At 71.2% G+C, this 24,885-nt stretch carries 23 protein-coding genes; 9 read left to right on the top strand and 14 right to left on the bottom strand.

The features are described 5' to 3' along the window. Positions 1–73: 73 nt before the first annotated feature. The 3 genes from HBB12_RS23970 to HBB12_RS23960 are packed head-to-tail and all read right to left on the bottom strand — an operon-like array spanning position 74 to position 2,504. Positions 74–1,036 (bottom strand): amino acid--[acyl-carrier-protein] ligase, encoded by a 963-nt coding sequence (locus HBB12_RS23970; RefSeq protein ID WP_236991660.1) that lies wholly within the window; start codon positions 1,034–1,036, stop codon positions 74–76. Then, the gene (locus HBB12_RS23965) at positions 1,036–2,247 is read right to left on the bottom strand and encodes an acyl-CoA dehydrogenase family protein (protein WP_236992873.1); all 1,212 of its coding nucleotides are present in this window, start codon (positions 2,245–2,247) and stop codon (positions 1,036–1,038) included. The genes HBB12_RS23970 and HBB12_RS23965 overlap by 1 nt, the downstream gene beginning before the upstream one ends. 2 nt (positions 2,248–2,249) lie before the next feature. Then, a complete protein-coding gene (locus HBB12_RS23960; RefSeq protein ID WP_236991659.1) occupies positions 2,250–2,504 on the bottom strand; it encodes an acyl carrier protein in 255 nt (84 codons plus the stop codon). Between the two features lie 602 nt (positions 2,505–3,106). Here HBB12_RS23960 and repA point away from each other — a divergent pair. Continuing rightward, complete coding sequence (gene repA, locus HBB12_RS23955) at positions 3,107–4,315, top strand: plasmid partitioning protein RepA (RefSeq protein WP_236991658.1); 1,209 nt, start codon at positions 3,107–3,109, stop codon at positions 4,313–4,315. Continuing rightward, entirely contained in the window at positions 4,312–5,370 is a 1,059-nt protein-coding gene (repB, locus tag HBB12_RS23950; RefSeq protein ID WP_236991657.1) for a plasmid partitioning protein RepB, read from the top strand. Before repA ends, repB begins: the two co-directional genes overlap by 4 nt. Before the next feature lie 135 nt (positions 5,371–5,505). Here repB and HBB12_RS23945 read toward each other — a convergent pair whose 3' ends face one another. Continuing rightward, positions 5,506–5,910: a MerR family transcriptional regulator gene (locus tag HBB12_RS23945; RefSeq protein ID WP_442919312.1), complete on the bottom strand. Its 405-nt coding sequence runs from the start codon at positions 5,908–5,910 to the stop codon at positions 5,506–5,508. A gap of 70 nt (positions 5,911–5,980) precedes the next feature. Between HBB12_RS23945 and HBB12_RS23940 the strand changes: the two genes are divergently transcribed. From HBB12_RS23940 to HBB12_RS23930, 3 genes are all read left to right on the top strand, one after another. Beyond that, complete coding sequence (locus tag HBB12_RS23940) at positions 5,981–6,730, top strand: MauE/DoxX family redox-associated membrane protein (protein WP_236991655.1); 750 nt, start codon at positions 5,981–5,983, stop codon at positions 6,728–6,730. Between the two features lie 71 nt (positions 6,731–6,801). Then, positions 6,802–7,005: a hypothetical protein gene (locus tag HBB12_RS23935; RefSeq protein WP_236991654.1), complete on the top strand. Its 204-nt coding sequence runs from the start codon at positions 6,802–6,804 to the stop codon at positions 7,003–7,005. An 89-nt stretch (positions 7,006–7,094) separates the two neighbouring features. Beyond that, positions 7,095–7,325, top strand: coding sequence for a hypothetical protein (locus HBB12_RS23930; protein WP_236991653.1), 231 nt, complete (start codon positions 7,095–7,097; stop codon positions 7,323–7,325). 400 nt (positions 7,326–7,725) lie between these two features. On the opposite strand, the gene HBB12_RS23925 is transcribed toward HBB12_RS23930, so the two are convergent. The 6 genes from HBB12_RS23925 to HBB12_RS23900 all read right to left on the bottom strand — a co-directional run bounded on the left by HBB12_RS23925 (position 7,726) and on the right by HBB12_RS23900 (position 14,687). Continuing rightward, positions 7,726–10,059 (bottom strand): FdhF/YdeP family oxidoreductase, encoded by a 2,334-nt coding sequence (locus HBB12_RS23925; protein ID WP_236991652.1) that lies wholly within the window; start codon positions 10,057–10,059, stop codon positions 7,726–7,728. Between the two features lie 76 nt (positions 10,060–10,135). Continuing rightward, the gene (locus HBB12_RS23920) at positions 10,136–10,603 is read right to left on the bottom strand and encodes a YaiI/YqxD family protein (RefSeq protein WP_236991651.1); all 468 of its coding nucleotides are present in this window, start codon (positions 10,601–10,603) and stop codon (positions 10,136–10,138) included. 4 nt (positions 10,604–10,607) lie between these two features. Continuing rightward, positions 10,608–10,799, bottom strand: coding sequence for a hypothetical protein (locus HBB12_RS23915; RefSeq protein WP_099954190.1), 192 nt, complete (start codon positions 10,797–10,799; stop codon positions 10,608–10,610). A gap of 330 nt (positions 10,800–11,129) precedes the next feature. Continuing rightward, positions 11,130–12,281 (bottom strand): glycosyltransferase family 4 protein, encoded by a 1,152-nt coding sequence (locus HBB12_RS23910; protein ID WP_236991650.1) that lies wholly within the window; start codon positions 12,279–12,281, stop codon positions 11,130–11,132. A 20-nt stretch (positions 12,282–12,301) separates the two neighbouring features. Beyond that, the gene (locus HBB12_RS23905; protein WP_236991649.1) at positions 12,302–13,318 is read right to left on the bottom strand and encodes a glycoside hydrolase family 5 protein; all 1,017 of its coding nucleotides are present in this window, start codon (positions 13,316–13,318) and stop codon (positions 12,302–12,304) included. 1 nt (position 13,319) lies between these two features. Beyond that, positions 13,320–14,687, bottom strand: coding sequence for a lipopolysaccharide biosynthesis protein (locus HBB12_RS23900; protein WP_236991648.1), 1,368 nt, complete (start codon positions 14,685–14,687; stop codon positions 13,320–13,322). A 357-nt stretch (positions 14,688–15,044) separates the two neighbouring features. Between HBB12_RS23900 and HBB12_RS23895 the strand changes: the two genes are divergently transcribed. The 4 genes from HBB12_RS23895 to HBB12_RS23880 all read left to right on the top strand — a co-directional run bounded on the left by HBB12_RS23895 (position 15,045) and on the right by HBB12_RS23880 (position 19,978). Continuing rightward, positions 15,045–15,854 (top strand): WecB/TagA/CpsF family glycosyltransferase, encoded by an 810-nt coding sequence (locus tag HBB12_RS23895; protein WP_236991647.1) that lies wholly within the window; start codon positions 15,045–15,047, stop codon positions 15,852–15,854. Positions 15,855–16,126: 272 nt separating this feature from the next. Next, positions 16,127–17,938: an alpha/beta hydrolase gene (locus tag HBB12_RS23890; RefSeq protein WP_236991646.1), complete on the top strand. Its 1,812-nt coding sequence runs from the start codon at positions 16,127–16,129 to the stop codon at positions 17,936–17,938. Positions 17,939–17,949: 11 nt separating this feature from the next. Next, on the top strand, positions 17,950–18,864 hold the full coding sequence (locus tag HBB12_RS23885) for a glycosyltransferase family 2 protein (RefSeq protein WP_236991645.1): 915 nt from the start codon (positions 17,950–17,952) through the stop codon (positions 18,862–18,864). 70 nt (positions 18,865–18,934) lie between these two features. Further along, positions 18,935–19,978, top strand: a complete 1,044-nt coding sequence (locus HBB12_RS23880) for a zinc-dependent alcohol dehydrogenase family protein (protein WP_236991644.1) — start codon at positions 18,935–18,937, stop codon at positions 19,976–19,978. A 126-nt stretch (positions 19,979–20,104) separates the two neighbouring features. On the opposite strand, the gene HBB12_RS23875 is transcribed toward HBB12_RS23880, so the two are convergent. Genes HBB12_RS23875 through HBB12_RS23860 form a run of 4 tightly spaced genes read right to left on the bottom strand, consistent with a single transcriptional unit; the run spans position 20,105 to position 24,838 of the window. Continuing rightward, the gene (locus HBB12_RS23875) at positions 20,105–20,950 is read right to left on the bottom strand and encodes a PIG-L deacetylase family protein (RefSeq protein ID WP_236991643.1); all 846 of its coding nucleotides are present in this window, start codon (positions 20,948–20,950) and stop codon (positions 20,105–20,107) included. Next, entirely contained in the window at positions 20,947–22,290 is a 1,344-nt protein-coding gene (locus HBB12_RS23870) for a GT-D fold domain-containing protein (RefSeq protein ID WP_236991642.1), read from the bottom strand. Before HBB12_RS23870 ends, HBB12_RS23875 begins: the two co-directional genes overlap by 4 nt. Further along, entirely contained in the window at positions 22,287–23,219 is a 933-nt protein-coding gene (locus HBB12_RS23865) for a class I SAM-dependent methyltransferase (RefSeq protein WP_236991641.1), read from the bottom strand. The genes HBB12_RS23870 and HBB12_RS23865 overlap by 4 nt, the downstream gene beginning before the upstream one ends. Further along, positions 23,216–24,838, bottom strand: a complete 1,623-nt coding sequence (locus tag HBB12_RS23860; protein ID WP_236991640.1) for a glycosyltransferase family protein — start codon at positions 24,836–24,838, stop codon at positions 23,216–23,218. The genes HBB12_RS23865 and HBB12_RS23860 overlap by 4 nt, the downstream gene beginning before the upstream one ends. Positions 24,839–24,885 lie beyond the last annotated feature (47 nt).

Raw genomic sequence — 24,885 nt, 5'->3', positions numbered from 1 at the left:
GGGAAGAATCGGGGCCGCGGACGTCTCCGTCCGCGGCGCGATGGCGTGAGCGAGGGCGGCCGACATCGCGGCTTCAGCCGAACAGCTGGGCGCGGACCTCCGCCGGCCAGGCGTCGAGGTCGAGGCCGTGGTGGCGCAGGAGCGCAAGCGTGATCCGCTCCAGGCCGAAGCCGACGCAGGCCGTGTGGGCGGTGGAGCCGTCGGCCTGGGCGATACCCCAGGTCGTGCCGAAATGGTCCTGGTGGTAGTTGAAGCTGAGGCAGGCGGTCGGCTTGTCCTCGCTGTTGACCGGCACGTTCAGCTCGAACTTCAGCGCCTGGGCGCGCTGGTTGTTGGCCAGCATCTTGCCGGCGCGGCCGAAGAACGGATCGTTGGCCGGGTCGATGGCGAGCGGCAGGCCGAGATCGCTCATCATCTTGGTGCCGCGCGTCAGCCACAGTTCGCGGAAGGCCAGAACCTGCTCCGGCGTGCCCATGCGGACGTATTCGCGCATGCGGAACAGCTGCATCCGGGTCGGCTCCAGCGAGGGTTCGTGCCGGAAGCAGTAGGATTGCAGGTCGAACAGCAGCCCACCCTCGGGCAGCCGGCCGCGGGCGGCGGCGACCGGATAGAGCGGGTAGCAGGCGGCCGGGGTCAGGACGATGTCGGTGGCGGCCTGCTTGGCGGTCCAGTCCTCGCCGGCGTCCAGGCAGGCGAGGAGCCGGGCATGGTCCGCCTCGTTGCCGCAGAAGCTGTGCACCGTGCCGGCGAGGTGCGGGAAGCCCTTGAGGTAGCCGCTGCGCTCGAAGCTGGAGCGGGCCATGCCGGGCGGGAAGCGTAAGGTTTCGGCGCCGTCGGCGCCGCCGATGCGCGAGACCAGCCGGTCGAGGGCTTCGACCACGCTCTCGAAGGCGCCGGAGCGGCCGTAGAGACCGTCGACCCCGGTGCGGATCAGGAGGCCGCGATCGAACAGGCGGTCGAGGAACGAGCGCGGCGCGGGCGCCTCGGCATCGTCGAAGGCGGGCAGGAGATCGGAGGGGGAGAGGCTCTGGTCCATCACGCGCTCAGGAGCTTGCCGCTGCCCTTCTGCACCAGCAGGAGGTTGGCGGTGTTGGAGAGGATGCGATCGTTGTTGATCATCAGCGGCGCCGAGAGGACGTCGCGCAGCTGCCGGCCGAGGCTGAACGGGGTGCCGTTCTTGTAGCCCATGATGCCGACGACGCTGAGCGCCCGCTGCACGATGTCGACGGCCTGGACCGAGACGGTGGTCTTGACGTTGTTGAGCATGATCGAGAAGCCGATCGCGCTCAACGCATCGGGGTCGCCCTTGGCGGCCTCGTAGCGGGCGAGCCCGGCGACGACCGTGCTCTTCATCGCCTGGAGTTCGTTGGCGGCTTCCGCCAGGCGCAGGGCGCCTGGAGGCACCTGGCCCGGCTTCTTGCGCGCCTCGGCCTGCACGAAGGCGCGGGCACGGTCGACCGCGTAGCTGCTGATGCCGAACCACACGCTGCCCCAGAGCAGGTGCGAGGCGGCGAGCATCGATTGCGCGGCGATCTCCGCGAAGGGTTTCTGGAGCACCTGGGCCACGGGCAGGCCCTCGGCCTTGAGCAGGAAGCCGTCGCTGCAGGTGCCGCGCATGCCGAGCGTGTCCCACACGCTGGTGCGCTCGAGCGTGATCTGGTCGGCGAGCAGCGCCACCAGCACCTGGTCGGAGGTCGCGGCCTCCTTGTGGCGGCGGGCGGTGGCGAGGATCAGGTCGGCCTGCGCGCCGTAGGAGATGACGCTCGCCTCCTTGGTCAGGCGGAAGGTGTCGCCCTCCACCTCGACGGCGCAGAGGCTGTTGCGCAGATCGCCCCCGATGCCGGCCTCGGTGGTCGAGGAGGCGATCAGCATCTGTTCGGCGGCGATCCGCTCCATCAGCGTGCAGTGCCAGGCGCTGTCGAGGCCGTGGGTGACGAGGCTCGCGAGCTTGATGTGGTGCATCGCGAATACCATCGCGGCGGCCGAGCAGGCGCGCCCGAGAACCGCGCAAAGCTCGGCGATCTCGCTCATCGAGGCCCCCTCCCCGCCCAGGGAGCGCGGGACCTGGATGCCGAAGAGGCGCTCGGCCTTGAGCGCGGCGACCGCCTCGGCCGGGAAGCGGCCCTCGCGGTCGACGGCGTCGGCGTGGCGGGCGGCTTGTTCCGCGACGCGCTTGGCCCGCGCGTCGAGGTCGCCCGCCGGGGCCGGCGTCGCGGCGGGCAGAGCCGCCGCGACCTCGACGTGCATGTTCATGCGGCCTCCTGCTGGGCCAGGCCCGAGACGGTGTCCCGGATGATGCGGATGGTCGAGAACGAGCGCCGGCCGAGCGCCGAATCGGGGAACTCGATGTCGAATCGCTCCTCGAGGGCCAGCATCAGCTGCACCGAACCGAAGGAATCCAGTCCCTTCTCGAACAGGTCGTCGTCGTCCGACAGCCCATCGACGACGGCCTTCAGCGATTCCAGCGACTTCAGCACGTCGCGGATGTCAGAGATTTCGACCATGAGGCACCACCTTCCTGTGTGAGACGAGCATCCCATTCGGCAGATGAGATTGCAATCTCCGGGCCACTTCTTGGTAAATTTTCACATGTCTATTTTAGGGAATTTTCTGTTCCACTGCGGGGCGACCCGGTCGATCCGAGTGGATGCGGGACACTAAACTCTGAACAGCTTAACGGCCGGCAAACCGCCGGAGCGCCCTTGAGATGGAATTCCGTCAAGCTTACGGATTTCACCGAGAGGACTAAGCCTGGTGCGCGTCGCGCGCTCTTGGGGTGCCACCCTCTGGCGGCCTGCCGCTTCGGGTTGAGCTTGGTCGATGGGTCTCGGCGCCGATCCGGACCCTAGCGCCGGGCGAAGGCGCGATGAAGCGGTCGTGGCCGCCTCACTTCGAGGTAGGTCCTATGCCGTCCGGAGGGGCTGCCCCGCTCCGGGTGGAGGGGCTCGGAGCCGGAAAGCCCCCTCTCCTTCCCGGCCCCCTGGCGTCGGGAGCTTGCGCCGGGCTTGCGGGGCGGCGCGGCGGCGATTGCGAATCGGGGTAAAAACAGGCCAATTGCAGTTCGAACGCCGAACCGGCGAATTTTCTGCAAACAGGGCCTGCGAGGATGAATCAGCACACGCCGCCGCAACCCCCCGCCCCGGTGGCACCCGCCGCGACGATCGGCGCCCATGCGGCGACGCTTCGCGCGCAGCTCCAGGCGATCTCGTCGGGCCTCTTCCCGCCCACCGCCGCCAAGGGCCTGCGCCGCTTCACCTCGACCGAGGCCGCCCGGATCATCGGCGTGACGGTGTCGCGGCTCCAGCAGCTCGCCGCCGACGGGCTCGGGCCGCAGCCGGAGGTCTCGGCCAATGGCCGCCGCTCCTACACGCTCGCCGACATCCACGGCCTGCGCGCCTATCTCGACGAGAATACCCGGGGCGGCCGACGCTACCAGCCGCGGCGTTCGGGCTCCGAACACCTGCAGGTGGTGGCGGTGGCGAACTTCAAGGGCGGGTCGGGCAAGACCACCACCACCGCCCACCTCGCCCAGTCCCTGGTGCTGCGCGGCTACCGGGTGCTCGCCATCGACCTCGACCCGCAGGCCAGCCTCTCGGCGCTGCTGGGCGTGCAGCCGGAACTCGATGTCGGGGCCGACGAGACGCTCTACGGCGCGATCCGGTACGACGACTCCAGGCCGCTTCGCGACGTGGTGCGCCCGACCTACTTCACCGGCCTCGACCTGGTGCCGGCCAATCTCGAACTGATGGAGTTCGAGCACGAGACGCCGCGGGCGCTCACCCGCCGCCGGGCCGGCGAGCCGCTGTTCTTCGATCGGGTCGCCCACGCCATCGACTCGGTGGCCTCGTCCTACGACATCGTCGTGATCGATTGCCCGCCGCAACTCGGCTACCTGACCCTCTCGGCACTCTGCGCCGCGACCTCGCTGCTCATCACCGTGCATCCGCAGATGCTCGACGTCGCCTCGATGAGCCAGTTCCTGGCGATGACCGAGGACCTGCTCGGCGTGGTGGCCGAATCCGGCGGGCGCCTGCAATACGACTGGCTGCGCTATCTGGTGACCCGCTACGAGCAGCAGGATGCGCCCCAGACCCGCATCGTCGGCATGCTGCGCACCCTGTTCGAGGATGCGGTGCTGACTGCGCCGATGCTCAAATCCTCTGCCGTGTCCGATGCCGGCCTGTCGAAGCAGACCCTCTACGAGATCGGCCGCGAGAGCGTGACCCGCTCGACCTACGACCGGGCGCTCGAATCGCTCGAGGCCGTCAACGGCGAGATCGAGGGTCTGATCCGCCGCGCCTGGGGCCGGTCATGAGCCGCAAGTCGAACCTCGACGCGCTGTTCGGCGCCAAGCCGACGGCCAAACCGGCTGCCCCCGAGGCCCCGCCGACGCCGGAGCCGGAGGCGTTTGCAGCTGCAAACCCGAGCCCACCCGAGCCCGAGTTTGCAGCTGCAAACCCCCGCGCCCCGGAGCGCAGCCGCAGCGGCGCGGTCCGGGCGATGAGCAGCACCCTGCGCGGGCTCGCCGCCCGGGCCGATGCCGCGGCGGAGATCGAGGCCGGCACCGTCGTCGTCGAGATCGAGCCTGAGCGCATCGACGATTCCTTCATCGCCGACCGGGTGACTGACGCCAACGATCCGGGCCTCGCCGCCCTGGTCGAGAGCATCCGCGAGAGCGGCCAGCAGGTGCCAATCCTGGTACGGCCGCATCCGGACAGCCCGGAGCGCTACCAGGTCGCCTATGGCAGGCGGCGGATCCAGGCGGCGCGGCGTCTCGCGCAAGCCGTCCGCGCGGTGGTGCGCCCGCTCTCGGACGCCGAGTTGGTGGTGGCCCAGGGCAAGGAGAACCTGGAGCGGCAGGACCTGAGCTATATCGAGCGGGCCTTCTTCGCGCTCCGGCTCGAGGAGCACGGCTTCCCGCGCGCGACGATCACCGCCGCGATGGGTGTCGGCAAGGGCGACCTCTCGACCCTGATCTCCGTGGCCCGCACCGTGCCGGCGGAGATCGTCCGGGCGATCGGCCCGGCGCCGTCCGCCGGGCGGCCGCGCTGGATGCTGCTCGCCGAGCGGATTAGGACGGCCCCGGCCCGCCGGATCGACGGCCTGCTCGCCGATCCCGGCTTCCGGGAGAAGCCGACCAACGAGCGTTTCGCCGCGGTGCTGAATGCGCTCTCGCCCCCCGCCGCGAAGCGGCCGGCGCCGCAGGTCTGGAGCGACGAGGCCGGTCGCTTCATCGCCCGGATCGAGCGCACGCCCGACCGGGTCGCCCTGTCGTTCGACGAGAGCGTGGAGCCCGGGCTCGCCGATTACGTCCTCGACCGGCTGCCCGAAATCCTGGCCGCCTACCGCGCCGGCCGGTCCAGACCCTGACGCCGTCATATGATTTCCGACTGATCGCTCGGCGATTGCTGCGCAATCGCCGAGCGATCAGTCGGAAATCGGCTTCGCTCAAGCGCCGCGCAGGCTCGTGAGACGATCTCCGAAAGGAATGTTCCGGAGATCGTCTCACTCCGGCTCGAAGGCGGTGATGATCGGGCATGGCCCGCGCATCGTGGCGCCGCACGCCTCGGCGAGGCGCGTGAGCGCGTCGCGGGCTGCGCTCAGCTCGGCGATCCGGGCCTCCAGGGCCTCGATGCGCAGGCGGGCGAGCTCCCGCGCCCGGGCCCGGTCCTCGCCGGCATCGAGTGCCAGGAGCTCGGCGATCTCCTCCAGGGTGAAGCCTGCGCCTTGCGCCGAGCGGATGAAGCGCAGGCGCCGGATCTCCTCGGGTCCGTAGCGCCGGATGGCGCCGGCCCGCGCCGGCACCGGCAGCAACCCGCGCCGCTGATAGTAGCGGATCGTCTCGACCCCGACGCCGCCGGCGCGGGCGAGTCCGGCGATGGTCAGGTCGGCGGTCTTCGAGAGGGGCATGGCTTGACTCCGTAGCATGGTACGGATGCTACGCCATCGGGCCATGATCGACACCAGACGAGGTTGCCCGATGAGCACCGCTTCCGCCCGCAACGCCACCCTCTACCGCATGGCGACCGACAGCCATGTCTGCCCCTACGGGCTGAAGGCCCGCCACCTGCTCGCCCGAGCCGGCTACGCGGTCGAGGACCGCCCCCTGACCACCCGGGAGGAGACCGACCGCTTCAAGGCCGAGCATGGGGTGAAGACCACGCCGCAGGTCTTCATCGCCGGCGAGCGCATCGGCGGCTACGACGACCTGCGCCGCCGCCTCGGCAAGCCGGTGCGCGACCCGAACGCGGTGAGCTATCGCCCGGTCGTTGCGTTGTTCAGCATGACGGCCCTGATGGCGCTGGCGGTCAGCCAGGCCGCCTACGGCACGCCGCTCACGATGCGGGCAGGCGAGTGGTTCATCGCCTTCAGCATGTGCGTGCTGGCGATCCTCAAGCTCTCGAACGTCGAGACCTTCTCCAGCATGTTCCTCGGCTACGATCTGCTTGCCCAGAGATGGGTCCCGTACGCCACGATCTACCCCTATGCCGAGGCGCTCGCCGGCCTGCTGATGGCCGCCGGAATGCTCACATGGCTGTCGGTGCCCGTGGCCTTCGTCATCGGAGGAATCGGCGCGGTCTCGGTGTTCAAGGCGGTCTATCTCGACCGGCGCGAGCTGAAATGCGCCTGCGTCGGCGGCGGCAGCAACGTCCCGCTCGGCTTCGTGTCGCTGACCGAGAACCTGATGATGGTGGCGATGGCGATCTGGATGGCCGCGACGGCCCTTTGAGCCCGCGTGGGGAACCATCGGGCGGGACCGGCGCTGGACCGGGACGAACCACCTGCCGATCGAGGCCCGTCATGCGCCACGCCCTCCTGATTCTCGCCCTTCTGTCACCCGCCGCCGCGTCTGCTCAGGCCGCTCCCGATCCGGCTCCGGCGGAGGGACGCCGGGCCTGCGAGGCCAAGGCCGACCAAGCCGGGATCACCGGCGACAACCGGGCGACCTACCTGCGCGAATGCGAGGCGGGCGAGCGCCTGGTGCGGGGTGCCGCGCCGCGCTGAGGCGAACGGCGGCAGGCCTGGCGCGTTAGTCTTGGCGCGTTAGTCTTGGCGCGTTGACCCGGGCACAGGCAATGACCGTGGAGCACCCGATGACCGATTGGAGGCCCATCGATCGCGCGCCCCGGGACGGGCGCTGGATCATCGCCATCCACCGGGACGAGCCGGACCGGCGCGCCGTGATCCGCTGGGATCCCGGGCGGCTCGGGGACGGCCGGCCCTGGCACGTCGCCACCACCGATTACGGCTACGAGGTCGACGCCTTCACCGACTGGACGCCGTTTCCGGAGCCGCCGGGGCAAGGAGAAGGGCAGGGGGCCTGATGCCGGCCGACGCGACGGCCTTCCCCTCGGGGAGAGCGTTGCGTCGCTCGGTACGGTGAGCAGGTTGCAGCCCATCGGCACGGTGGCCGCGCGGCTTGTCCCTTTGGCCGGATTGCGCGGCCCGGTTGCGTGTGGGACAACATGGAAGCACCGCCGCGATGGCGTCGCGGCGGTGCTTGCCCTCGTTGAGGGCCTTCCTCCCCAGACTTCGGGCCGCTCTCGAGGGCGGCCTGTTTCGTGTCTGTGATCACAGTGGTACCCGGCGATTCACGCCCGCACAAGCACAATTGTGCGTCATTCCCGGGCACCTGGCATTTTCCTGCGCAGATCCCGGGGCAGGGCAAATCTCATGATAGGGGAGGGGGCGCGCGACACCCCGCCCCGACGATGTCGGCCTCCGTCAGATCGGATGCGCCGCGTGCCCGGTCGGCTCAAGCCGGTCGGTCTTCGCGCCGCCGGCCTCCGGCCGGATCCGCACCGGCACCGATTTCGCCGCCGGCGTTCCCGACTGGATGTCGTGGTGCGAGAGCGCCATCAGGGGGTTCATCTCGGGGTAATAGGCCCCCAGGCACCCGTCCGGCAGGGAGAACGGCGTCACGGTGAGGCCGGTCACCTCGCGGGTGATCCCGTCGCCGGCATCGCTGACGAGGGAGACGACCTGGCCGTCGCGCAAGCCGGCCCGGCGGATCTCGCCGGGGTTCATCAACAGCACGTCGCGGGTCCCCTCGATCCCGCGCAGGCGGTCGCTGTAGCCGTAGATCGTGGTGTTGAACTGGTCGTTCGACCGCATGGTGATCAGCCGGTAGCGGCCGGGCTCGTCCTCGAATCCGGTTGCCGACATCACCTCGGGCGCGGTGAACTCCGCCTTGCCGCTCTCGGTCTTCCAGATCCGCTCACGGGCCGAGTTGCCGCGATAGAAACCGCCGGGGATCCAGAGCCGGTCGTTGAAGTCGTGGAACTCCTCCCGATAGGTCTTGGCGATCTCGTCGCGGATCAGGCCGTAATCGCCGACCCACTCGTCCCACCGAACCTTCGGGTTTTCCGCCAGCGTCGCCTTGGCGAGGCCCGCCACGATCGCGACCTCCGACTTCAGGAAGTCGCTCGCCGGGGTGCGGCGCCCTTGCGAGCCGTAGATGCAGCTGAACGTGTCCTCGATGCTCACCGCCTGCGGTCCGGCGGCCTGCTTGTCCTCCTCGGTGCGGCCGAGGCAGGGCAGGAGGTAGGCGATCTCGCCGTTGACGAGGTGCGAGCGGTTGAGCTTGGTCGCGACCTGCACGGTGAGGCGCATGCCGGTCCAGGCCTTCTCCATCCGGTCCTGGTCGGGGATCGCCCGCACGAAGTTGCCCCCGAGCCCGATGAAGGCCTTGATCGAGCCCTCGAGGATGCCCTCGCAGGCCTCCACCGTGTTGACGCCCTTCTCCCGCGGCGGCTCGAACTCGAATTGCTCGGCGATCCGGTCGAGCGGCACCAGTTCCGGCTTCTCCGAGATACCGACGGTGCGCTGGCCCTGGACGTTGGAATGGCCCCGCACCGGCGACACCCCGGTGCCCTCGCGCCCGATATTGCCCTTGAGCAGCAGCAGGTTGACGACCATCGCGACGTTCTCGAAGCCGTGGACGTGCTGCGTCAGCCCCATGCCGTAGAAGGCGCAAGTTCGCTCGGCCTCGACATAGACCTGGGCCGCCGCCTCGATATCGGCGCGCGGGATCCCGGATTCGCGCTCGATCTCCTCCCAGGGGGTCGCCCGGACCTTCGCCTCGAAGGCCTCCAGCCCGGTCGTGTGCTGGGCGATGAAGTCGACGTCGAGGATTCGGGTGCCCCGCGCCTTGGCGGCGTCGTCGGCGTTGAATACGTGCTTGCACAGGCCGAGCATCACCGCGATGTCGCCGCCGGGCCGGACCTGATGGTACTGCGCGCTGATCTGCGTCGAGGAGCGGGTCAGCATCTCGACCGGGCTCTGCGGGTTGGTGAAGCTCTCCAGCCCCCGCTCGCGCACGGGATTGAAGGTGATGATCTTCACCCCGCGCTTGGCCGCCTCCTGGAGCGGGTGCAGGAATCGCGGCGAGTTGGTGCCGGTGTTCTGGCCGAAGAAGAACATCGCGTCGCATTTGGACAGGTCGTCGAACACGACCGTGCCGACGCTGGCACCGATCACCTTCTTCAAGGCCACCGAGGTCGTCTCGTGGCACATGTTGGAGGAATCGGGCAGGTTGTTGTTGCCGTAGAGCCGGGCGAACAGGGCGTAGAGATACGAGGTCTCGAGGCTGGCCCTACCGGACGAGTAGAACACCACCGATTTCGGAGCGAGCTGGCGCAACTCCGTGCCGATCGCCTTGAAGGCCTCGTCCCAGCCGCAAGGAACGTAGCGGTCGCTGGCGCGGTCGTAGCGCATCGGGTGGGTGAGGCGGCCGAGCTGCTCGAGATCGTAGTCGCTCCAGCCCCGCAACTCGGTCAGCGTATGCTTGGCGAGGACGTCTGGCGTGCAGCGCCGGGTGGTCAGCTCCCACAGGGTCGCCTTGGCGCCGTTCTCGCAGAACTCGAAGGGGTGGTAGTTCGCGGGCTTCGCCCAGGAGCACGAGACGCACATGAAGCCTTTCGGCTTGTTCTGGCGAAACAAGGTCTCTGTGGCGAGCGGCGTCGCCCATTCCTTGCCGAACACCTCGGCAATGCCGCGCACCGAGCCCCAGCCGCCGGCCGGGCTGTCGTAATGGACCGTGTTCTCCTCGACCGACATGCTGGCTCTCCCGGCGGCGAAAGGCAGCCGCCGACAAGGAACCCGCAGGGATTGGGTAAGTTCGCGGGAAGCGGGCTCAGCCGCCCTGGGCGTTGCGCCGCAGCCGCACCAGCGCCCGGTCGAGGGCGTCGAGGAAGGCGGAGCGGTCCTTCGCTGAGAACGGCTTCGGCCCGCCGGTCACCGCGCCGGCCTCGCGTAAGGACTGCATCAGGTCGCGGGTCGCGAGCGCCATGCCGACCGAGGAATCGGTGAAGGCCTTGCCGGTCGGGCCGAGCACGCTGGCGCCGGCCTTCACGCAGCGGCTGGCCAGCGGCACGTCGGCGGTGACGACGACCGTCTCCGGCCCGGCCCGCTCGGCGATCCAGTCGTCGGCGGCGTCGAACTTGTCCGACACGATGACGCGCTCGATCCACGGCTCGCGGGGCACGTTCAGAAACGCATTCGCGACCACGACCACGTGGGCGCCATGCCGGCCGGCGACGCGATAGATCTCGTCCTTGACCGGGCAGGCATCGGCATCGACGAGGATGGTGATCGCCGCCATGGTGTCAGCGGCCGGGATTGAGGAACAGGCTGTCGAATTCCGGCGGCGCGTAGTCCCGGCCGGTGATGTCGGTGATGACGACGTGGTCGTGGCCCTCGGCCTCGAGTTCCTGCGCCTTCTCCAGGGCATCCTCCGGCGAGGTGCGCTGGTGCGACAGCGGGCCGTTGGCGGTGTGGGCGGTCACGACGAGGTGCATTGTCATCCTGTTGCGGGCGGGTCCCGCACGCTTATCGCATGAGGACTTGCGACGCGGCGAGCCCTGGCAGGGGAGGGGAGGGCAACGGCATCCGTCGCCGCGGCCCGGCCAGGGTCGCGGATGAGGGTTAACGGTGTGTTGACGGAGCGCGGCCAAGCCCTCCCCCCCTCTGCGCGGCAGGAGACGGGCAGAGCGACGCCGAAAGATGTGGCGCCCTTCATGCTGCGCGTGACCTCTCGGGAATCGGCGTCCCCTCTCCCGGGCCGCCTCCGGGGGCCACCCTGACCCGCAGAAGGGGGCAGGCTCGCAGACCTTTTGGCCCAGATCCCCTCACGCCGCCGTGGCGGCCACCACCGGCCCGGTCCCGGCGAGCGCCGCCTCGTAGGCCGCGACGTAGCGCGCCGCGACGCTCGACCAGCGGTACTCCGACAGGTCTTCCGACCCGGGCACGATCGCACCCCGCTCCAGGCGGTCGTAGGCGCCGCGGATCGCCGCGGCGGCGCCCGGCGCATCGGCGAAATCCGTCAGGGTGATCGAGGGGTGGTGCCGCCCGAGCCAGGCAAAGGCGTCGTTGGGATGGGCCACCGGGACGAGCCCGGCGCTCAGCGCCTCGATCAAGGCGATCCCGAACCCCTCGTATTGCGAGGCCGAGACGAACAGGCTCGACTGCCCGATCAGGTCGCGGACCGCGGGAGCGTCGAGGCCGGTATGCAGGGTGACGGCGCCGGTCAGCCCCAGCCGGTCGATCTCGGCGGTGAGCGCGGCTTCGGTCCAATCGGAGGGGACCCCGACGATCCGCAGCCGCCAGCCGGCGCCGCCGGTGGTCAGCGCCTGCATCGCCGCGAGCAGGCGGTCGAGGCGCTTGTTGTGGGCGAAGCGGCCGAGGGTCAGGAGCGCGCGGCGGGGCTCGCGGGAGGCGGCGTCCGCGAACTTGTCGAGGTCGACGCCGTTCTGGATCACCGTGACGTCGCCGGGTGTGATGGCTGAGAACAGCCGGGCGTCGCTCTCGCTGCAGGCGATGATCGCCTCGTAGGCGCGCGCGCTCATTCGGGTCGGGCCCTGGAACCAGAGCTGCTTCAGCCGCGAATGCGCCTTGGTGTGAAAGAAGCCGCCATGGGTCGTCGCCACCATCGGCCGGCGATGCAGGGGTCTGGCCAGCGCGAAGGCGTCGAAGAAGAAGTCGATGGCGTGGACGTGGACGAGGTCGGCGTCGCCGAGATGCCGGAACACGGACGGCGCGACGGGATAGCGGTGCGAGCCGACGAACGGGATCCGCTCGATGTCGATCCCCTCCAGCCGCTCCCGCGCCGGCAGCCGGGCGTCGGGCTGCGAGAACAGCCGGTCGAGGGTCAGCACCCGGACCCGGTGGCCGAGGCGGGCCTGCTCGCGGGCGAGGTTGGCGACGAAATCCTCCAGCCCGCCGCGATTGGGCAGGAATTGGCGGACCACGTGCAGGATCGAGAGGGGGGCGGGGTTCGGCATGGCGATTGTCAACCTGGCGCTCACGGCTCGCAGGACGGCTTGGCTCGGGCGGCGGCCTGGATCGCGGCCACGACCGGGGCGGTGGCCCCGGCGGGATCGAGCCTCAAGGGATAATCCGGCGCCCACAGGTCGCCCGCGGCCCAGGCGGTCCAGCCGACCCAGGCCTGCGGATTCGCGTTGAGATGGGCCAGCAAAGCCGCCAGCTTCTCCGGGCAGCCGCTTTTGCCGGAGGCGCCGATCTCGCCCAGGAAGGCGCGGCGCTTGTTCTGCACCAGCCAGCCGGTCAGGCGTTCCACCGCCTTGAGGGCGTCGGCGCCGCGGCTGCACTCGGCATGGGTGCCGGAGAAATCGGCGTCGAGGTACTGGTGCACCTCGTAGGCGTAGTTCTCTCCCGGATCGACCGTGCCGAGCATGATCGCGGCGTTGTTGCCGGTCGGCAGGTCGGCGGTCCAGCTATGCGCGCCGGTCCAGCCCGAGCCCGGCACCAGCACCAGCTGCCTGGCCCCGGCCTCCCGGATCGCCGCGATGGCGGCGTTGGCGGCGGTGAGCCAGCGATCGGCCGGAATGTCGTGCGGCTCGTTCATCAGCCCGAACACCACCGAGGCGTCGCCCCGGAAGTGCTGCGCCAGGCGTCGCCAGACATCGGCGAAGGCCTCCGGCGTCACCATCTCGGTGCCGATCCGCGCCTTGCCGTGATAGGCGTAGTTGTGCAGGTCGATCACCGTGCGCAGGCCCGCCCGTGTCCCGGCCGCGACCGCGGCTTCGAGGCGGGCGAGTTCGTCCGGATCGAGGGGCTGGCGCAGGGTCGGTTGCAGCCGCTCCCAGCGGATCGGCAGCCGCATCGCGCTGAGGCCCAAACCCGCGAACCGGCCGATCGTCGCGGCCGAGGGGTAGAGGTAATCGAAGCCGTAACGTCCCGGCACGGTGCCGAACTCGGCCCCGCTGATGTTGACGCCGCGCAGGCAGGCGGGTGCGGCGGCGGCAGGCGCGGGCGGGAGCGCCAGGAACAGGCAGGCGAGGGCGAGGAGGCGGCGCATGTCACTCGGCCGCCTGGGCGGCGGGCTGCAAGGGGGCGGATTGCAAGGGGGCGGGCGCCCGGCGGCGGGTGAAGAAGGCAGTCGCGCGGCTGTCGACGTTCCAGTTCGCCCGCACCCAGCGGGCGAGGACCAGGTTGATGACGATCGTCCAGCACACATTCGCCACCGCGACGCCGAGGATGCCGAACGGTACCGCCACGAGGCAGAGCAGGACCGCGTAGACCGAGAACAGGACGGCGTTGCTGATCAGGATGTAGCGCTCGCCGCCGCCGATCGTCAGCAGCGAGGCCCCCGGCCCGAAGAACGCGGTGACGACCGACGAGAGGCTGAGCACCATCAGCACGTCGGTATGGGCGGCGAAGTCCGGCTTGAACAAGGTCAGCGCGAAAGGAGCGCCGACCGCCATCGCCACCGCGCCTGCCGACGAGATCGCGAAGCTCGCGAGCGACAGCCGGCCGACCAGGCGCTGCGCGCCCTCCCGGTCGCCGGCCTGGAAATGGCCCGCGATCATCGGCATGCTGACGGTGTCGATCGCCGCGCTCGGCAGGTTGACGAGCGTCGCGTAGCGGAGGGCCACGAAGTAGAACGCCGCCTGCTCCATGCCGAGCAGCGCCCCGACGATCACGGTCTCGAGGAAGGCCGTGACCGCCACCATCACGTTGTTGGCGGTGAACAGCAGGCTCTCGCTGCGCCAGGCCGGCGCCTTCTGCGGATGACCGAAGCCCCCGCGCCAGGAATCCCAGCCGTGAAGGCTCGCGAGGTGACCGATCTGGTAGAGCGTCATCGCCAGCAGCAGCCCGAGCACGATCCCCATCGCCGCGGTGGCGCCGGTGAGGAGGCCGGCGAGCGAGGCACCCCAGAGCAGCACCGAGCAGGCGCCGCGCCAGACCACCTCCCGCGGCAGCAGCGCCAGCCAGATCTGGCCGTGAACGCGAAAATAGCTCTGGAGATATTCCGACAGCGCGAACACGGCCGCGAAGGCGCAGGCGAGGTGGAGCCGGTGATACGGGTCGGGCAGGGATTCCTCGGCGACGAAGACCACCGCGCTCACACCCACCATCAGGGTGATCGCGATCCCGAGCCAGCCGAGATTGTAGCGCACCAGCCCGTCATTGTGCGGCGTGACGCCGTCCTGCGCGCGGTAATGCTTCAGCACCAGGTTCTGCTGGCCGAAGGCCGCGATGAGGCCGAGCCCGCTGCCGAGCGAGAAAAGGAAGACGTAGACGCCGTACTCGTAGGTGGTGAGGACCCGGCTCGCGACGAGCAGCATCACGAAGCCGAGCACCGCGCTGGCGATCCGGGCGACGAAGGCCGAGGCGAATTGCTGCGAGCGGGCCGATCGGCGCAGCCGCGCGACGAGTGTCAGCATCGTGTCCGTCGCCTCTCGATGGGGGCGGGGTCTTCGCGCCCGCCGCTCATCCCTCGGACTTAGCAGCGATCCCCTATCGGGACTTTAACGCGATCCCGCGCGTGCGCCCCGACCATCGGGATATCGTCGCGACGTCGTAACAAGACGACAAGCTTATCCATTCGTAACGGCTCCGATACGGACTTGCCGGTATTCGTCCAACGCGCCGTTAACCCTGCACTGAATTAAGGCTGCATCTCGAGTGCGGGTGGCTGCATTCATCGTGAGGCGGGTGCGGACCGCCGGCAATTCTTCACCGATCGCCGCGATGGTCTTGCCTCGACACGGATCACCGCAACCCCCAATCGGAAGCGTCCCATGCCTGACCGCGCCCCCGACACGGCGCCCGGAGCTGCGAGCGTCGACCGGCTCGAACTCGAAGGCGTCAGCATCAGCGACCTCACCCGCGACGAGGTGTTTTCCCGCCTGCGCGATGCCCTCGACCGGCGTGCACAGGTCTGCCTCGGCTTCTGCAACGCCAACATGCTGCTGAAGGCGCTCGGCCTGCCTGCCTATGCCGCCGCCCTGCGCGGCTTCCTGCTCGTCAGCGACGGGCTCGGGATCGACCTGTGCTCGGGGCTGTTCCGCGGCCGGTTCTTCCGCCAGAACCTCAACGGCACCGACCTGGTCCCGGCCTTCCTGGCCGCCGAGACGGTGCCGCGCACCCTGTTCCTGCTCGGGGCCAAGCCCGGCATCGCCGAGGCGGCGGCGCGCAACCTGGCGCTCCTCCATCCCCAGCACCGGGTGGTCGGCGTGCGGGACGGCTACTTCGCGCCCGAGGAGACCGGCGCCGTCATCGCCGCGATCAACGCCGCCTCGCCGGACATCCTCCTCGTCGCCCTCGGCAATCCGGGCCAGGAGATGTTCATCGCCGAGCACGCGCACCGGATCGACGCGCGCGTGCTGATGGGAGTCGGCGCGCTCCTCGACTACACCGCCGGCGCCTCCCTCCGCGCGCCCGCGGCGCTTCGCCTCGTGCGGCTCGAATGGCTGTTCCGTCTCCTGCGCGAGCCGCGCCGCCTCGGACGACGCTACACCGTCGACATCGTGGTCTTCCTGGTCGCGATCCTGCGCCTGCGGCTGGCGAGCCTGATGCGCGACCGGCCGGTCCGGGTGGCGCGGTCGTGAGGGGACACAGCTAGGCTTTGGGGGAGAAGGAGTGGCGCGGGTTTCTCCCTCCCCCCTCTGCGGGGGAGGGGGAAACCCGCGCCACTCCTTCCGCAGCCAGCCCATCACCGCGAAAACCCTTTCGTGACGGATCACGAGGCATGATCCGTCACGGCCGGCGCCTCCCCGACCCCGCTCGTCTTAGACGAATCAGAAAAATTCAAGCGCTAAAACAATCCAGGCCGGCCCCAGGGTCGAGGATTGTTCCGATCGAACGAGAAGGAACTGTGCAGATGCTGACCGACGGCACGGGCGAGAGGCCCGCCGCGACGGAGCCGGTCCCGGTCGCCCTCGGCGATGCGTTCGGCTGGTACAGCCCCGGCGCGCGCCGGCGCGGCGTGCTGCTCTGCGGCACCTTCGGGTTCGAGCAATGGTGCGCCTATCGCTCCTGGCGCGAACTCGCCGCGATGATCGCCGGGGCCGGCTGCCCGACCCTGCGCTTCGACTATCCGGGCCAGGGCGATTCGCGCGACCCGGCGGGGCCCGAGATCCCGGCGGCGCTCGATGCGATCCGCGCCGGCCTCGCCTTCCTGCGCGAGCGGGGCGCCGAGGAGATCGCCGTGGTGGGCCTGCGGCTCGGCGCCACCCTGGCGGCGCTCACCGGCGAGGACATCGACCGGCTGGTGATGCTGAGCCCGTTCCCGAGCGGCAAGGCCTATCGGCGCGAGATGGCGATGCAGGCCCGGCTCATCGACGTGATGCCCGACCGCACGCCGATGCCGCAGGAGCCCGATTCGCTGATGATCGGCAGCTTCCTCCTCGGGTCCCAGACCCTCGCCGACCTCGCGCGGCTCGACCTCGCCTCGGCGGAGGGGGCCCCGGCGCCCCGGATCCTGATGCTCGGCCCGAAGGTCGATGCCATCGCCGAGCGCTACCGGGCGCTCGGGAGCCAGGTCGAGACCGGGCCGTTCCCCGACCTGACGCAGCTCGTCTCCGATCCGCTCTTCTCCCGCACCCCCGACCAGACCTTCGCGCTGGTGCGCGACTTCGCGGCGGCGGAGGCGCCGGCCGCAATCGAGCCGGTTACCATGCCCCCCTTGCCGCCCTGCCGGCTGGAGGACGAGGACTGGCGCGAGGAGGTGTCGCGCTTCGGCCCCGGCCTCGTCGGCATCCTGTGCCGGCCGGCCGCGGCCTGGAGCGGCGATACCGTGCTGGTGGTCAATTCCGGGCGCAACCCGCGGGCCGGGCACGGGCGCCAGACGACGCGGCTCGCCCGGCGCCTGGCGGCCTCCGGCATCGCCTCGTTCCGCTTCGACCTGCGCGGCATCGGCGACAGTCCCGACCGGCCGGACGGCTCGCTGCCGCTCTACGCCGCCGATTCGGTCGCCGACGTCACGGCGGCCATCGATCACCTGGCGGCGTCTGGCCACACCCCCGGCGTGGTCCTGGGCAATTGCAGCGGCGCCTACCAGGCGTTCCAGGCCCTCGTCCGCGATGCCCGCCTGCGGGCGGCGGTGCTGGTCAACCTGTACTGCTTCGACCTGAAAGCCGGCACCGACGTCGAGACCATGGTGCGGGACACGTTTCGCCACAGCCAGAGCTACGGCGAGCGGGCGCGGCAGGGCCGGTTCTGGCACCGGATCCTCACCGGCGACCTCAGCCTGATGAAGATCGCCCGCGCGCTCCTGCGCGACGGCGCCGCCCGCCTCGACCGTGCGACCGCCCGGATGCCGTGGCGGACGCTCTCCGCCGCGAGCGTCGCCGGCCGGGTGGCCTCCTTGCGCCGCCGCGGCGCCCGGATCTGCATGGTCTACAGCGCCGACGACCTCGGCATCCCGACGGTGCGGGCGCATTTCGGCGAGTCGGAGACCCGGATCGCCCGCCGCCTCGGCTACCCGGTCCAGATCCTCGAGGGCACCGACCACAACCTGAGCCGCGCGGTCGACCAGGACCGGATCTTCGCCATCCTCGAACGGGTGGTGCGCGACACGCGGCCCGAGACCCGGCCGGGTGCCGCCCCCGAGCCGGCGGCCCCGCGGCAGGCCCAGGGTCCGGGCGACCTGTTCCTGCAGGCGTCACCCCTGCAAGTGTCACGCGGCGGCTGAGGATCAAGACGATGAGCACCGAGCACGCCCCCTCCGCTCCCCCGCCGCTCGTCTCCCTGCTGGTCTGCACCAAGGGCCGCTCGGCGCAGCTCGAACGGCTGTTCGAGTCCCTGCTGCTCCAGACCTGCCGGGATTTCGAGGTGGTGCTGGTCGACCAGAACGAGCCCGGCACCCTGGAGCCGATCGTAGGCCGCTACCGCGACCGGCTCAGCATCGACCATGCCCGTTCGGCGCCGGGCCTGTCCCGGGCCCGCAATGTCGGGCTCGCCCGCTGCCGCGGCGACCTGATCGCCTTCCCGGACGACGATTGCTGGTATCCGCCCGGCCTCGTTGCCGCGGTGGTGCGGCTGTTCGCCGAGCACCCGGGGGCCGATGCCGTGACCGGGCGCACCCTCGACGCGGCCGGCCGCGAGTCCCTCGGCGCGTTCCTGGCCGCCGACCAGGCGGTCGGCCGGCGCAACGTGTGGTTCTCCGGCAATTCCAACGGCCTGTTCGTGCGCCGCGCCGCCGCCCGCGCGGTCGGCGGCTTCGACGAGAGCCTGGGCGTCGGCGCCCCGACCCCGTTCCGCTCCGGCGAGGAGACCGACTTCCTGCTGCGCCTCCTCGCGCAGGGGAGGGGGGTGGTGTTCCGCCACGGCCTCGTCGTCCACCACGACCAGGTGGCTGAGGCCGGCCGCCACACCCGCGCCGCCGATTATGCCCGCGGCTTCGGCCGGGTGCTGCGGCTGCACCGCTACGGCCTCGTCTATCTCGGCTTTCGCCTCGCCCGCTTCACCGCCAGCGGCACCCGCGCGCTCCTGCGACGGGACACCGGCACGGCGCGCGACAAGGCGTTGTGGGCGATCGGGACGGTGGCGGGCTACTGCGCCGCGCGGCGAGGAGCGGGAGAGACGGTCGCGGGAGGGCAGGGCGCCTTCGGTCGCTGAGGATTGCGCTCCCGGTCGCAATCCTGTCGGAAGGAGCGGGTTTTCCCCGCGAGACAAGGATGCGGCCGCCATGAAAGCGATGATCGTCGAGCGTTTCGACAGGGTCCCGGAAATCTGCGACGTGCCGGACCCGACGCCCGCGCCCGACGGCGTGGTGATCGACGTCAAGGCGACGGGGCTCTGCCGTAGCGACTGGCACGGCTGGAAGGGGCACGACCCCGATATCCGCCTGCCCCACGTGCCGGGACACGAATTCGCCGGGGTGGTCTCGGCGACGGGATCGGCGGTGCGCCGGTTCCGGATCGGCGACCGGGTCACGGTTCCGTTCATCGCGGCCTGCGGCCATTGCCGGGAATGCCATGCCGGCCACCAGCAGGTCTGCGAGGCGCAGTTCCAGCCCGGCTTCACCCATTGGGGCTCGTTCGCCGAGTTCGTGGCGATCGACCGGGCCGACCACAACCTCGTGCGCCTGCCCGACGACATGACCTTTCCGACGGCCGCGAGCCTCGGCTGCCGCTTCGCGACGTCGTTCCGGGCGGTCGTCGACCAGGGCCGGGTGCGCGGCGGCGAGTGGGTCGCCGTCCACGGCGCCGGCGGGGTCGGCCTCTCGGCGATCATGATCGCGTCCGCCCTCGGCGCCCAGGTCGTCGCGGTGGACATCGCCGCGTCCAAGCTCGCGCTGGCCCGGGCCATGGGGGCCGATGCGACGGTCAACGGCCGCGACGTGCCGGACGTGGTCGAGGCGGTCCGGGAGATCACCGGCGGCGGCGCGCACGTGTCGATCGACGCGCTCGGCAACCCTGAGACCTGCTTCAACTCCATCGCCAACCTGCGGCGGCGCGGCCGCCACGTGCAGGTCGGCCTGATGCTGGCCGACCACGCGCGGGCGCCAATTCCCATGGCGCAGGTCATCGCGCACGAACTCGAGATCTACGGCAGCCACGGCATGCAGGCCTGGCGCTACGACGCCATGCTGGACATGATCCGGGCCGGCCGGCTCAAGCCGGAGCGGCTCCTGGGCGAGACGCTCTCCCTTGCCGAGGCGATTCCGGCGCTCGTCGCGATGGGCGGCAGGGCGCCCGACGGCATCGCGATCATCGATCCGCGGGCTTGATACCGTTGCGCTGTCGCCTCGACACGTCGATGCGACAGCGTCCGGCGCATGGGCGCCGACGCCCGTTGGGGCTTGGCCAGCCCCTTCGAACAGGTCCGTTCGAAGGGGCGGCGGTACGAGTCGTGCTCAGGACGCCACGGCCGCGACGGCGCGGCTCAGGCCCTGCCAGACCTCCAGGCCGTACATGACCTCGCTTCCCGGCGGCGGCCGCGAGAAGTCGTAGGTCGGGGCCGGCCTGAAACGCTCCGGGCCGAACCCGAACAGGCCGAGATTGCCGGTCTGGCTGCGGTGGCAGGCGAAGGCCGCCTCCTTGCGCCGCGCCGCTTCCGGCGTCAGCGGCACGCCGATCTCCGGGAGGCCCGGATCGTCGAGGAAGCGCCCGGTGCGCAACTGGCCGTGCCGCCGGTGGTAGCTGGTGAATTCGAGCCGCGCCGGGGCGTGGCTGCCCTGGCGCACGAGGCGCGCGCAGGCCTCCTGCACCGCGAAGGCCGCCGCGTCGTGGTCGAAATGACCGCCCTCGTAGGGGTGGGTCAGGACCGCATCGACCCAGATCAGGTCCTCGACCAGCCGCTCGACCGCCACCGCCAGGTGGTCGGCCAGCCGCCCGTCCGGAATCTCGTAGAAGGCCTGGCGGGTGAAGCGGCCCTCGACCAGCACGGCGAGGGCGTCGACGAGCTCGCCGCGCCGGGCCGCCGCATAGGCCTGGCGGGTCGCGAAGCCGGCATTCGCCGCGATGGCGGGATCGAGCGGCGCCCCGTCGGTGAGCTGCAGCAGGGTCAGGTCGCGCAGGTGGGCCATCACCCCGCCGAGGCCGATCGTCTCGTCGTCCGGATGCGCCGTGACCACGGCCACCGCCAGGTCCAGGGGCTGGCGGGCCGCCAGGGCGCCCAGCACCCGCTCCGTCGCCGGCATCGTCATCGCGGTCTCGTTCCTCGCGGTCGCGTCCCTCGTGGTAGCGTCCCTCTCGGTCATGCGCCCTCCGCGCGGGGTGGAGACACGCCGTCGAGGCGGTAGCGGGCGAGGTCGGCGAGGCCCGGGCGGGTCGCCTTGCCGGACCACGCATCCGCGATCGACCCGATATCGACGGCGACGCCGCCGCGGGCGGCGATCTCGTGGCAGTAGAGCTTGCCCAGGTAGCCGGCGGCGACGAGCCAGAGCATTCCGGTCCAGTCCCGGCTCCGCAGGCGCGCCGTCACCCGCGCGAAGGCGTCCGGATAATGGGTGCCCGGCATCCCGGTCGCGCCGATGACGCGGGTGAACCGCTTCTCCTCCGGCACCAGCAGCGCGGCGGCGACCCGGGTGCCGGGCCGGCGCGCGAGCGTGGCGGCCAAGGCCGGGTGGCAGGAGATCAGGCCGACCGGGTGGCCCGCTCCCATGAGCCGGTGCAGGGCGCCCGAGAGGTGCAGGTCGAGGTGGATGTCGTGGGTGCAGAAGGACGGACCCCCGGACCCCAGGAGGGCTGCGACGTGGCGCAGCACGTTGGTGCAGCACGGCACGCCGTCGGGACTGGCGATGGCGTATTCGTGCCGCACCCGCTCCGGATAGGTCACGCCGACGACCGAGGCGGCCGGGATCGTCGCCAGGATGCGTTGGCGCAGGTCGAGGAAATCCCGGCGGTCGATCAGGGCGTCGCTGCCGAACCAGGTCCGCAGGATGCGCTTGCGGTTGCGGCGATAGAGATCGCGAAAACGCCCGCCCTCCTCGTCGGGATCGCTGATCCAGGCGCCCTCGCCGTCGCCGAGCCTGATCAGCGAGAAGGGCTCCCGCCCGGAGAGGGCGGCCCCGATGCGGGCCTCCACGGCGGCGGTGCCGAGATGGCGCTGAGAGGTGCGGACCGCCATGGCGAGACGCATCGCCTCCGCCTCGGGATGCCGCCGCATGAAGGCGAGCAGCTGGTCGAGCCGCGCCACCCGGCCGGCTTGTGCGGGCGTCGCCGGAAAGGCCGACAGGCAGCCTTGCGCCTCGTCGAGCCGCCCGGCGCCGGCGAGCTGGCGCACCGACTGCACCAGGGTGAGGAGGTCGCCCGGATCGGCCGCCCGCGCCCGCGCGAAGTCGTGCGCGGCCCCCGCCGCGTCGCCCGCCCGCCGGCGCAGGATCGCGCGCTCGCGCCAGCCATAGGGCAGGTGGGGAAACAGCCGGCACAGTTCGGCGAGGATCGCGGCCGCGCCGAGGATGTCGCCGCGGTCCCGCAGGGCCTCGGCCGCCCGCACCGCCGCGACGGGATCGGCGCCGGCCTGTGCCCAGCCGGGGCGGGGCGTCTCCCGCCGCTCCGGGCCGGCGGGCGGGGGATGGCCCGGCACGGCGCCGATCACGACGCCTCGCCCGGGATCTTCTCGATCTCGAACACCACATGCGTGCAGAACAGGATCCGGAGCAGGTTGATGGTCCGGATGTCGAGGCCGAGCCGGTGCCCGGTCTCGATCAGGGACCGGTGGACGAAGCCCCCCGGCCCCATCATGGCGTTGAACGGGGTGTCGTCGCTCGCCGTCAGGGTGATCAGCAGGCGGCGCAGCAGGAACACGAAGGCATCGTGCTTCGGCTCGACCCGGGTCAGCCGCAGGCCCGCTTCCTGCGCCGCCACCTTCAGGCCGTAGGGCGTGAAGTTGAAGGTGCCGTAATCCTGCATCTGCTCCAGATACGCCACCTGCCCGATCAGCTTGCCGCCGGGCCGCAGCACGCGGGCGATCTCGCCGAAGCTGAGATCGATGTGCTGCACGTGGTGGAGCACCACCATCGCCCAGACCACGTCGAATTCGCCGTCGGCGAAGGGCAGCACGCGCCCGTCGTAGAAACGCACGGCGTCGCCGAGGCGCGCCACCTCGTCCCGGACCGTGCCCGAGACGCTGTCGAGATGGTCGACCCCCTGCCAGGCATAGCCGAGAGATTCGATGAACGGCCGGCTGTGCATCGACCCGCAGCCGAAATCGAGCAGGCGGGCTCCCGGCTGGAAGGCGGCGGCGAGCAGGTCCTCGGCCGACGCCGCCTCCAGGCTGTCGCCGTTCACCGCCGGGCCGACCTCGTGGTAGAAGGATCCGTCCATGGCAAGCGTCGTCGCCCGGGCGGCGATCGCGCCGATCAGGCGTTCGAGCTGCGCGTCCAGGGTCTCGGGCGGGGTCTCTGCCGCCGGCTTCGGGGCTGCCTCCGAAATGGGCGCCGGCGCGTGCCTCCCGCGATCGGGATCGAGGAGCCGCGCGAGGGTGCGGCGCAGGGCCGTGAGGCTGAGGCGGTTCGGGGCGTTCATCGCGGCCGTCGGCTCCGGAGGGCGTCGATCATCGTACGGTAATCCGCAGCCGCCGCCTCGGGTGCGTGGGCTGTGCGCAGGCGTTGCGCCGCCGCCGCACCCAAAGCCGCGCGCCGGTCCGGCGCGGCGACGAGGTCGCCGAGCGCGGCGATCCACGCCGCCGCCCCGGCGGCGAGGCGGATCTCGACCCCGTCCCGCAGGGTCTCGCGGAGGGCGGGGGTGTCGCCCGCCAGGGTCGGGATCCCGAAACGCGCGGCGGAAAGCCAGCCGGTCGGGCCCAAGCAGGATTCGGCCTCGCTTCCGTCCACCGGCACGAGGTTCAGATCGCTGTCCCGCACCGCCTCCTCCCCGTCCGGGACGGGCCCGCGCCGGGTGATGCGGTCGGCGAAGGGCGCGAAGGCGTCGTCGAGCAGGACGAAGCCGGCCGTCGTCAGCCTGACCCGCTTCTCCCGCTCCAGAACATGCAGCAGGGCCGCGCCGACGGGATCCGCCGGGCCCACGATCCGCGATTGCGGCGTGGAGAGGAACAGGCGGATCGCGTCCCCCGCCGCGCCCGACCGCTCGCCCGGCTCGGCCGCGTCCCGCACGACGAAGCTGCGTCCCGTCGCGACGATCCGGTCGAGATGGCCGGCGAGCGCCCGGGTCGGCGCGAGGCCGTGATCGCACAAGGCCGCCGCCCCGCGATAGAGCGCCACCCCGAAGACGAGGTCCTCGTAGGCCCGCTCGCCGATCCGGCCCTCGAAGGCCGCCCGCGGCGGCGGCGCGTGGCGCGGGTCGAACGTCATCTCGTCGGTCTCGTACAGGGTCGGGACGCCGAGACGCCGGGCGCGCACCAGCGCCTGGACGACGGTGGGCCAGGCCGGCATCCGCACCAGGATCGCCGCGGTGGCGGCGGGGAGCGCGTCCTCGAAGGCACGGACGGTGGCGAGGTCGAAGACGCGCACCGCGTAACCGATGCGGCCGAGAAGCTCGACCGAGCGGCCGAGCCGGCGCCGCGCCCGCTCCGGAAGGCCGTCGGCCAGCACGGCGACGAACGGTTCGGGCGACGGGGCCCGCGCCCCGGCGGGCAGGCACGCGGCCGACAGCTCCGCCACGTCCCGCACGGCTTGGGCGAGGAGCGCATCGCCCTCCTCCCGTCGCCCGTCGCCGTAGAGCGACCGCGCCGCCCGGCCGCGCTCGGCGAAGAAATGCTCGGTTGCGTCGCGGACCAGGGCGTCGTCGGCGGGTGTCGGGACTCGCGAGGCGAGGCCCCGAAGGCGGCCGAACAGGCGCGGCCACGCGCCACGCGCCACCGCCGCGGCCACGAAGCCGCGCAGCGCCGCGTCGTCGCCCGCGCCGTCCGCCGGCAGATCGTCCAGGAGCGTATCGTAGAGATCGAGGGCGGCGCTCCAGGCGCCGGCGCGGCCATAGGCCTCGGCGAGCCTGACCTGCGTGGAGGCGGAGGGCTCCAGCGCGGCGGCCAGCTCGTAGGCGCGGATCGCTTCCTGCCGGCCGAGCCGCGTGAAACGATCGCCGACCGCGATCAGGAACGACGCCGCATCCTCGCCATAGGGAAGCCGCTCGCCGGCCGCGGCGAAGCCCTCGCGCAGGAAATCGGCGAGGGCCGCCCACCGGTGCACGGCGGTGCGCGGGTAGAGGCGCGTATAGAAGCGCCACGGGAAAGCGG

Source organism: Methylobacterium sp. SyP6R (assembly GCF_019216885.1).
Lineage (GTDB): Bacteria > Pseudomonadota > Alphaproteobacteria > Rhizobiales > Beijerinckiaceae > Methylobacterium.
Note: the sequence above shows the minus strand (reverse complement) of the source record. Positions and strands in the feature narration are given on the sequence as shown.

Coding starts and splice junctions, on each gene's coding strand:
- HBB12_RS23970 (WP_236991660.1), bottom strand. CDS start 1,036: ATGGACCAGAGCCTCTCCCCCTCCGATCTCCTGCCCGCCTTCGACGAT.
- HBB12_RS23965 (WP_236992873.1), bottom strand. CDS start 2,247: ATGCACGTCGAGGTCGCGGCGGCTCTGCCCGCCGCGACGCCGGCCCCG.
- HBB12_RS23960 (WP_236991659.1), bottom strand. CDS start 2,504: ATGGTCGAAATCTCTGACATCCGCGACGTGCTGAAGTCGCTGGAATCG.
- repA (WP_236991658.1), top strand. CDS start 3,107: ATGAATCAGCACACGCCGCCGCAACCCCCCGCCCCGGTGGCACCCGCC.
- repB (WP_236991657.1), top strand. CDS start 4,312: ATGAGCCGCAAGTCGAACCTCGACGCGCTGTTCGGCGCCAAGCCGACG.
- HBB12_RS23945 (WP_442919312.1), bottom strand. CDS start 5,910: ATGCCCCTCTCGAAGACCGCCGACCTGACCATCGCCGGACTCGCCCGC.
- HBB12_RS23940 (WP_236991655.1), top strand. CDS start 5,981: ATGAGCACCGCTTCCGCCCGCAACGCCACCCTCTACCGCATGGCGACC.
- HBB12_RS23935 (WP_236991654.1), top strand. CDS start 6,802: ATGCGCCACGCCCTCCTGATTCTCGCCCTTCTGTCACCCGCCGCCGCG.
- HBB12_RS23930 (WP_236991653.1), top strand. CDS start 7,095: ATGACCGATTGGAGGCCCATCGATCGCGCGCCCCGGGACGGGCGCTGG.
- HBB12_RS23925 (WP_236991652.1), bottom strand. CDS start 10,059: ATGTCGGTCGAGGAGAACACGGTCCATTACGACAGCCCGGCCGGCGGC.
- HBB12_RS23920 (WP_236991651.1), bottom strand. CDS start 10,603: ATGGCGGCGATCACCATCCTCGTCGATGCCGATGCCTGCCCGGTCAAG.
- HBB12_RS23915 (WP_099954190.1), bottom strand. CDS start 10,799: ATGCACCTCGTCGTGACCGCCCACACCGCCAACGGCCCGCTGTCGCAC.
- HBB12_RS23910 (WP_236991650.1), bottom strand. CDS start 12,281: ATGCCGAACCCCGCCCCCCTCTCGATCCTGCACGTGGTCCGCCAATTC.
- HBB12_RS23905 (WP_236991649.1), bottom strand. CDS start 13,318: ATGCGCCGCCTCCTCGCCCTCGCCTGCCTGTTCCTGGCGCTCCCGCCC.
- HBB12_RS23900 (WP_236991648.1), bottom strand. CDS start 14,687: ATGCTGACACTCGTCGCGCGGCTGCGCCGATCGGCCCGCTCGCAGCAA.
- HBB12_RS23895 (WP_236991647.1), top strand. CDS start 15,045: ATGCCTGACCGCGCCCCCGACACGGCGCCCGGAGCTGCGAGCGTCGAC.
- HBB12_RS23890 (WP_236991646.1), top strand. CDS start 16,127: ATGCTGACCGACGGCACGGGCGAGAGGCCCGCCGCGACGGAGCCGGTC.
- HBB12_RS23885 (WP_236991645.1), top strand. CDS start 17,950: ATGAGCACCGAGCACGCCCCCTCCGCTCCCCCGCCGCTCGTCTCCCTG.
- HBB12_RS23880 (WP_236991644.1), top strand. CDS start 18,935: ATGAAAGCGATGATCGTCGAGCGTTTCGACAGGGTCCCGGAAATCTGC.
- HBB12_RS23875 (WP_236991643.1), bottom strand. CDS start 20,950: ATGACCGAGAGGGACGCTACCACGAGGGACGCGACCGCGAGGAACGAG.
- HBB12_RS23865 (WP_236991641.1), bottom strand. CDS start 23,219: ATGAACGCCCCGAACCGCCTCAGCCTCACGGCCCTGCGCCGCACCCTC.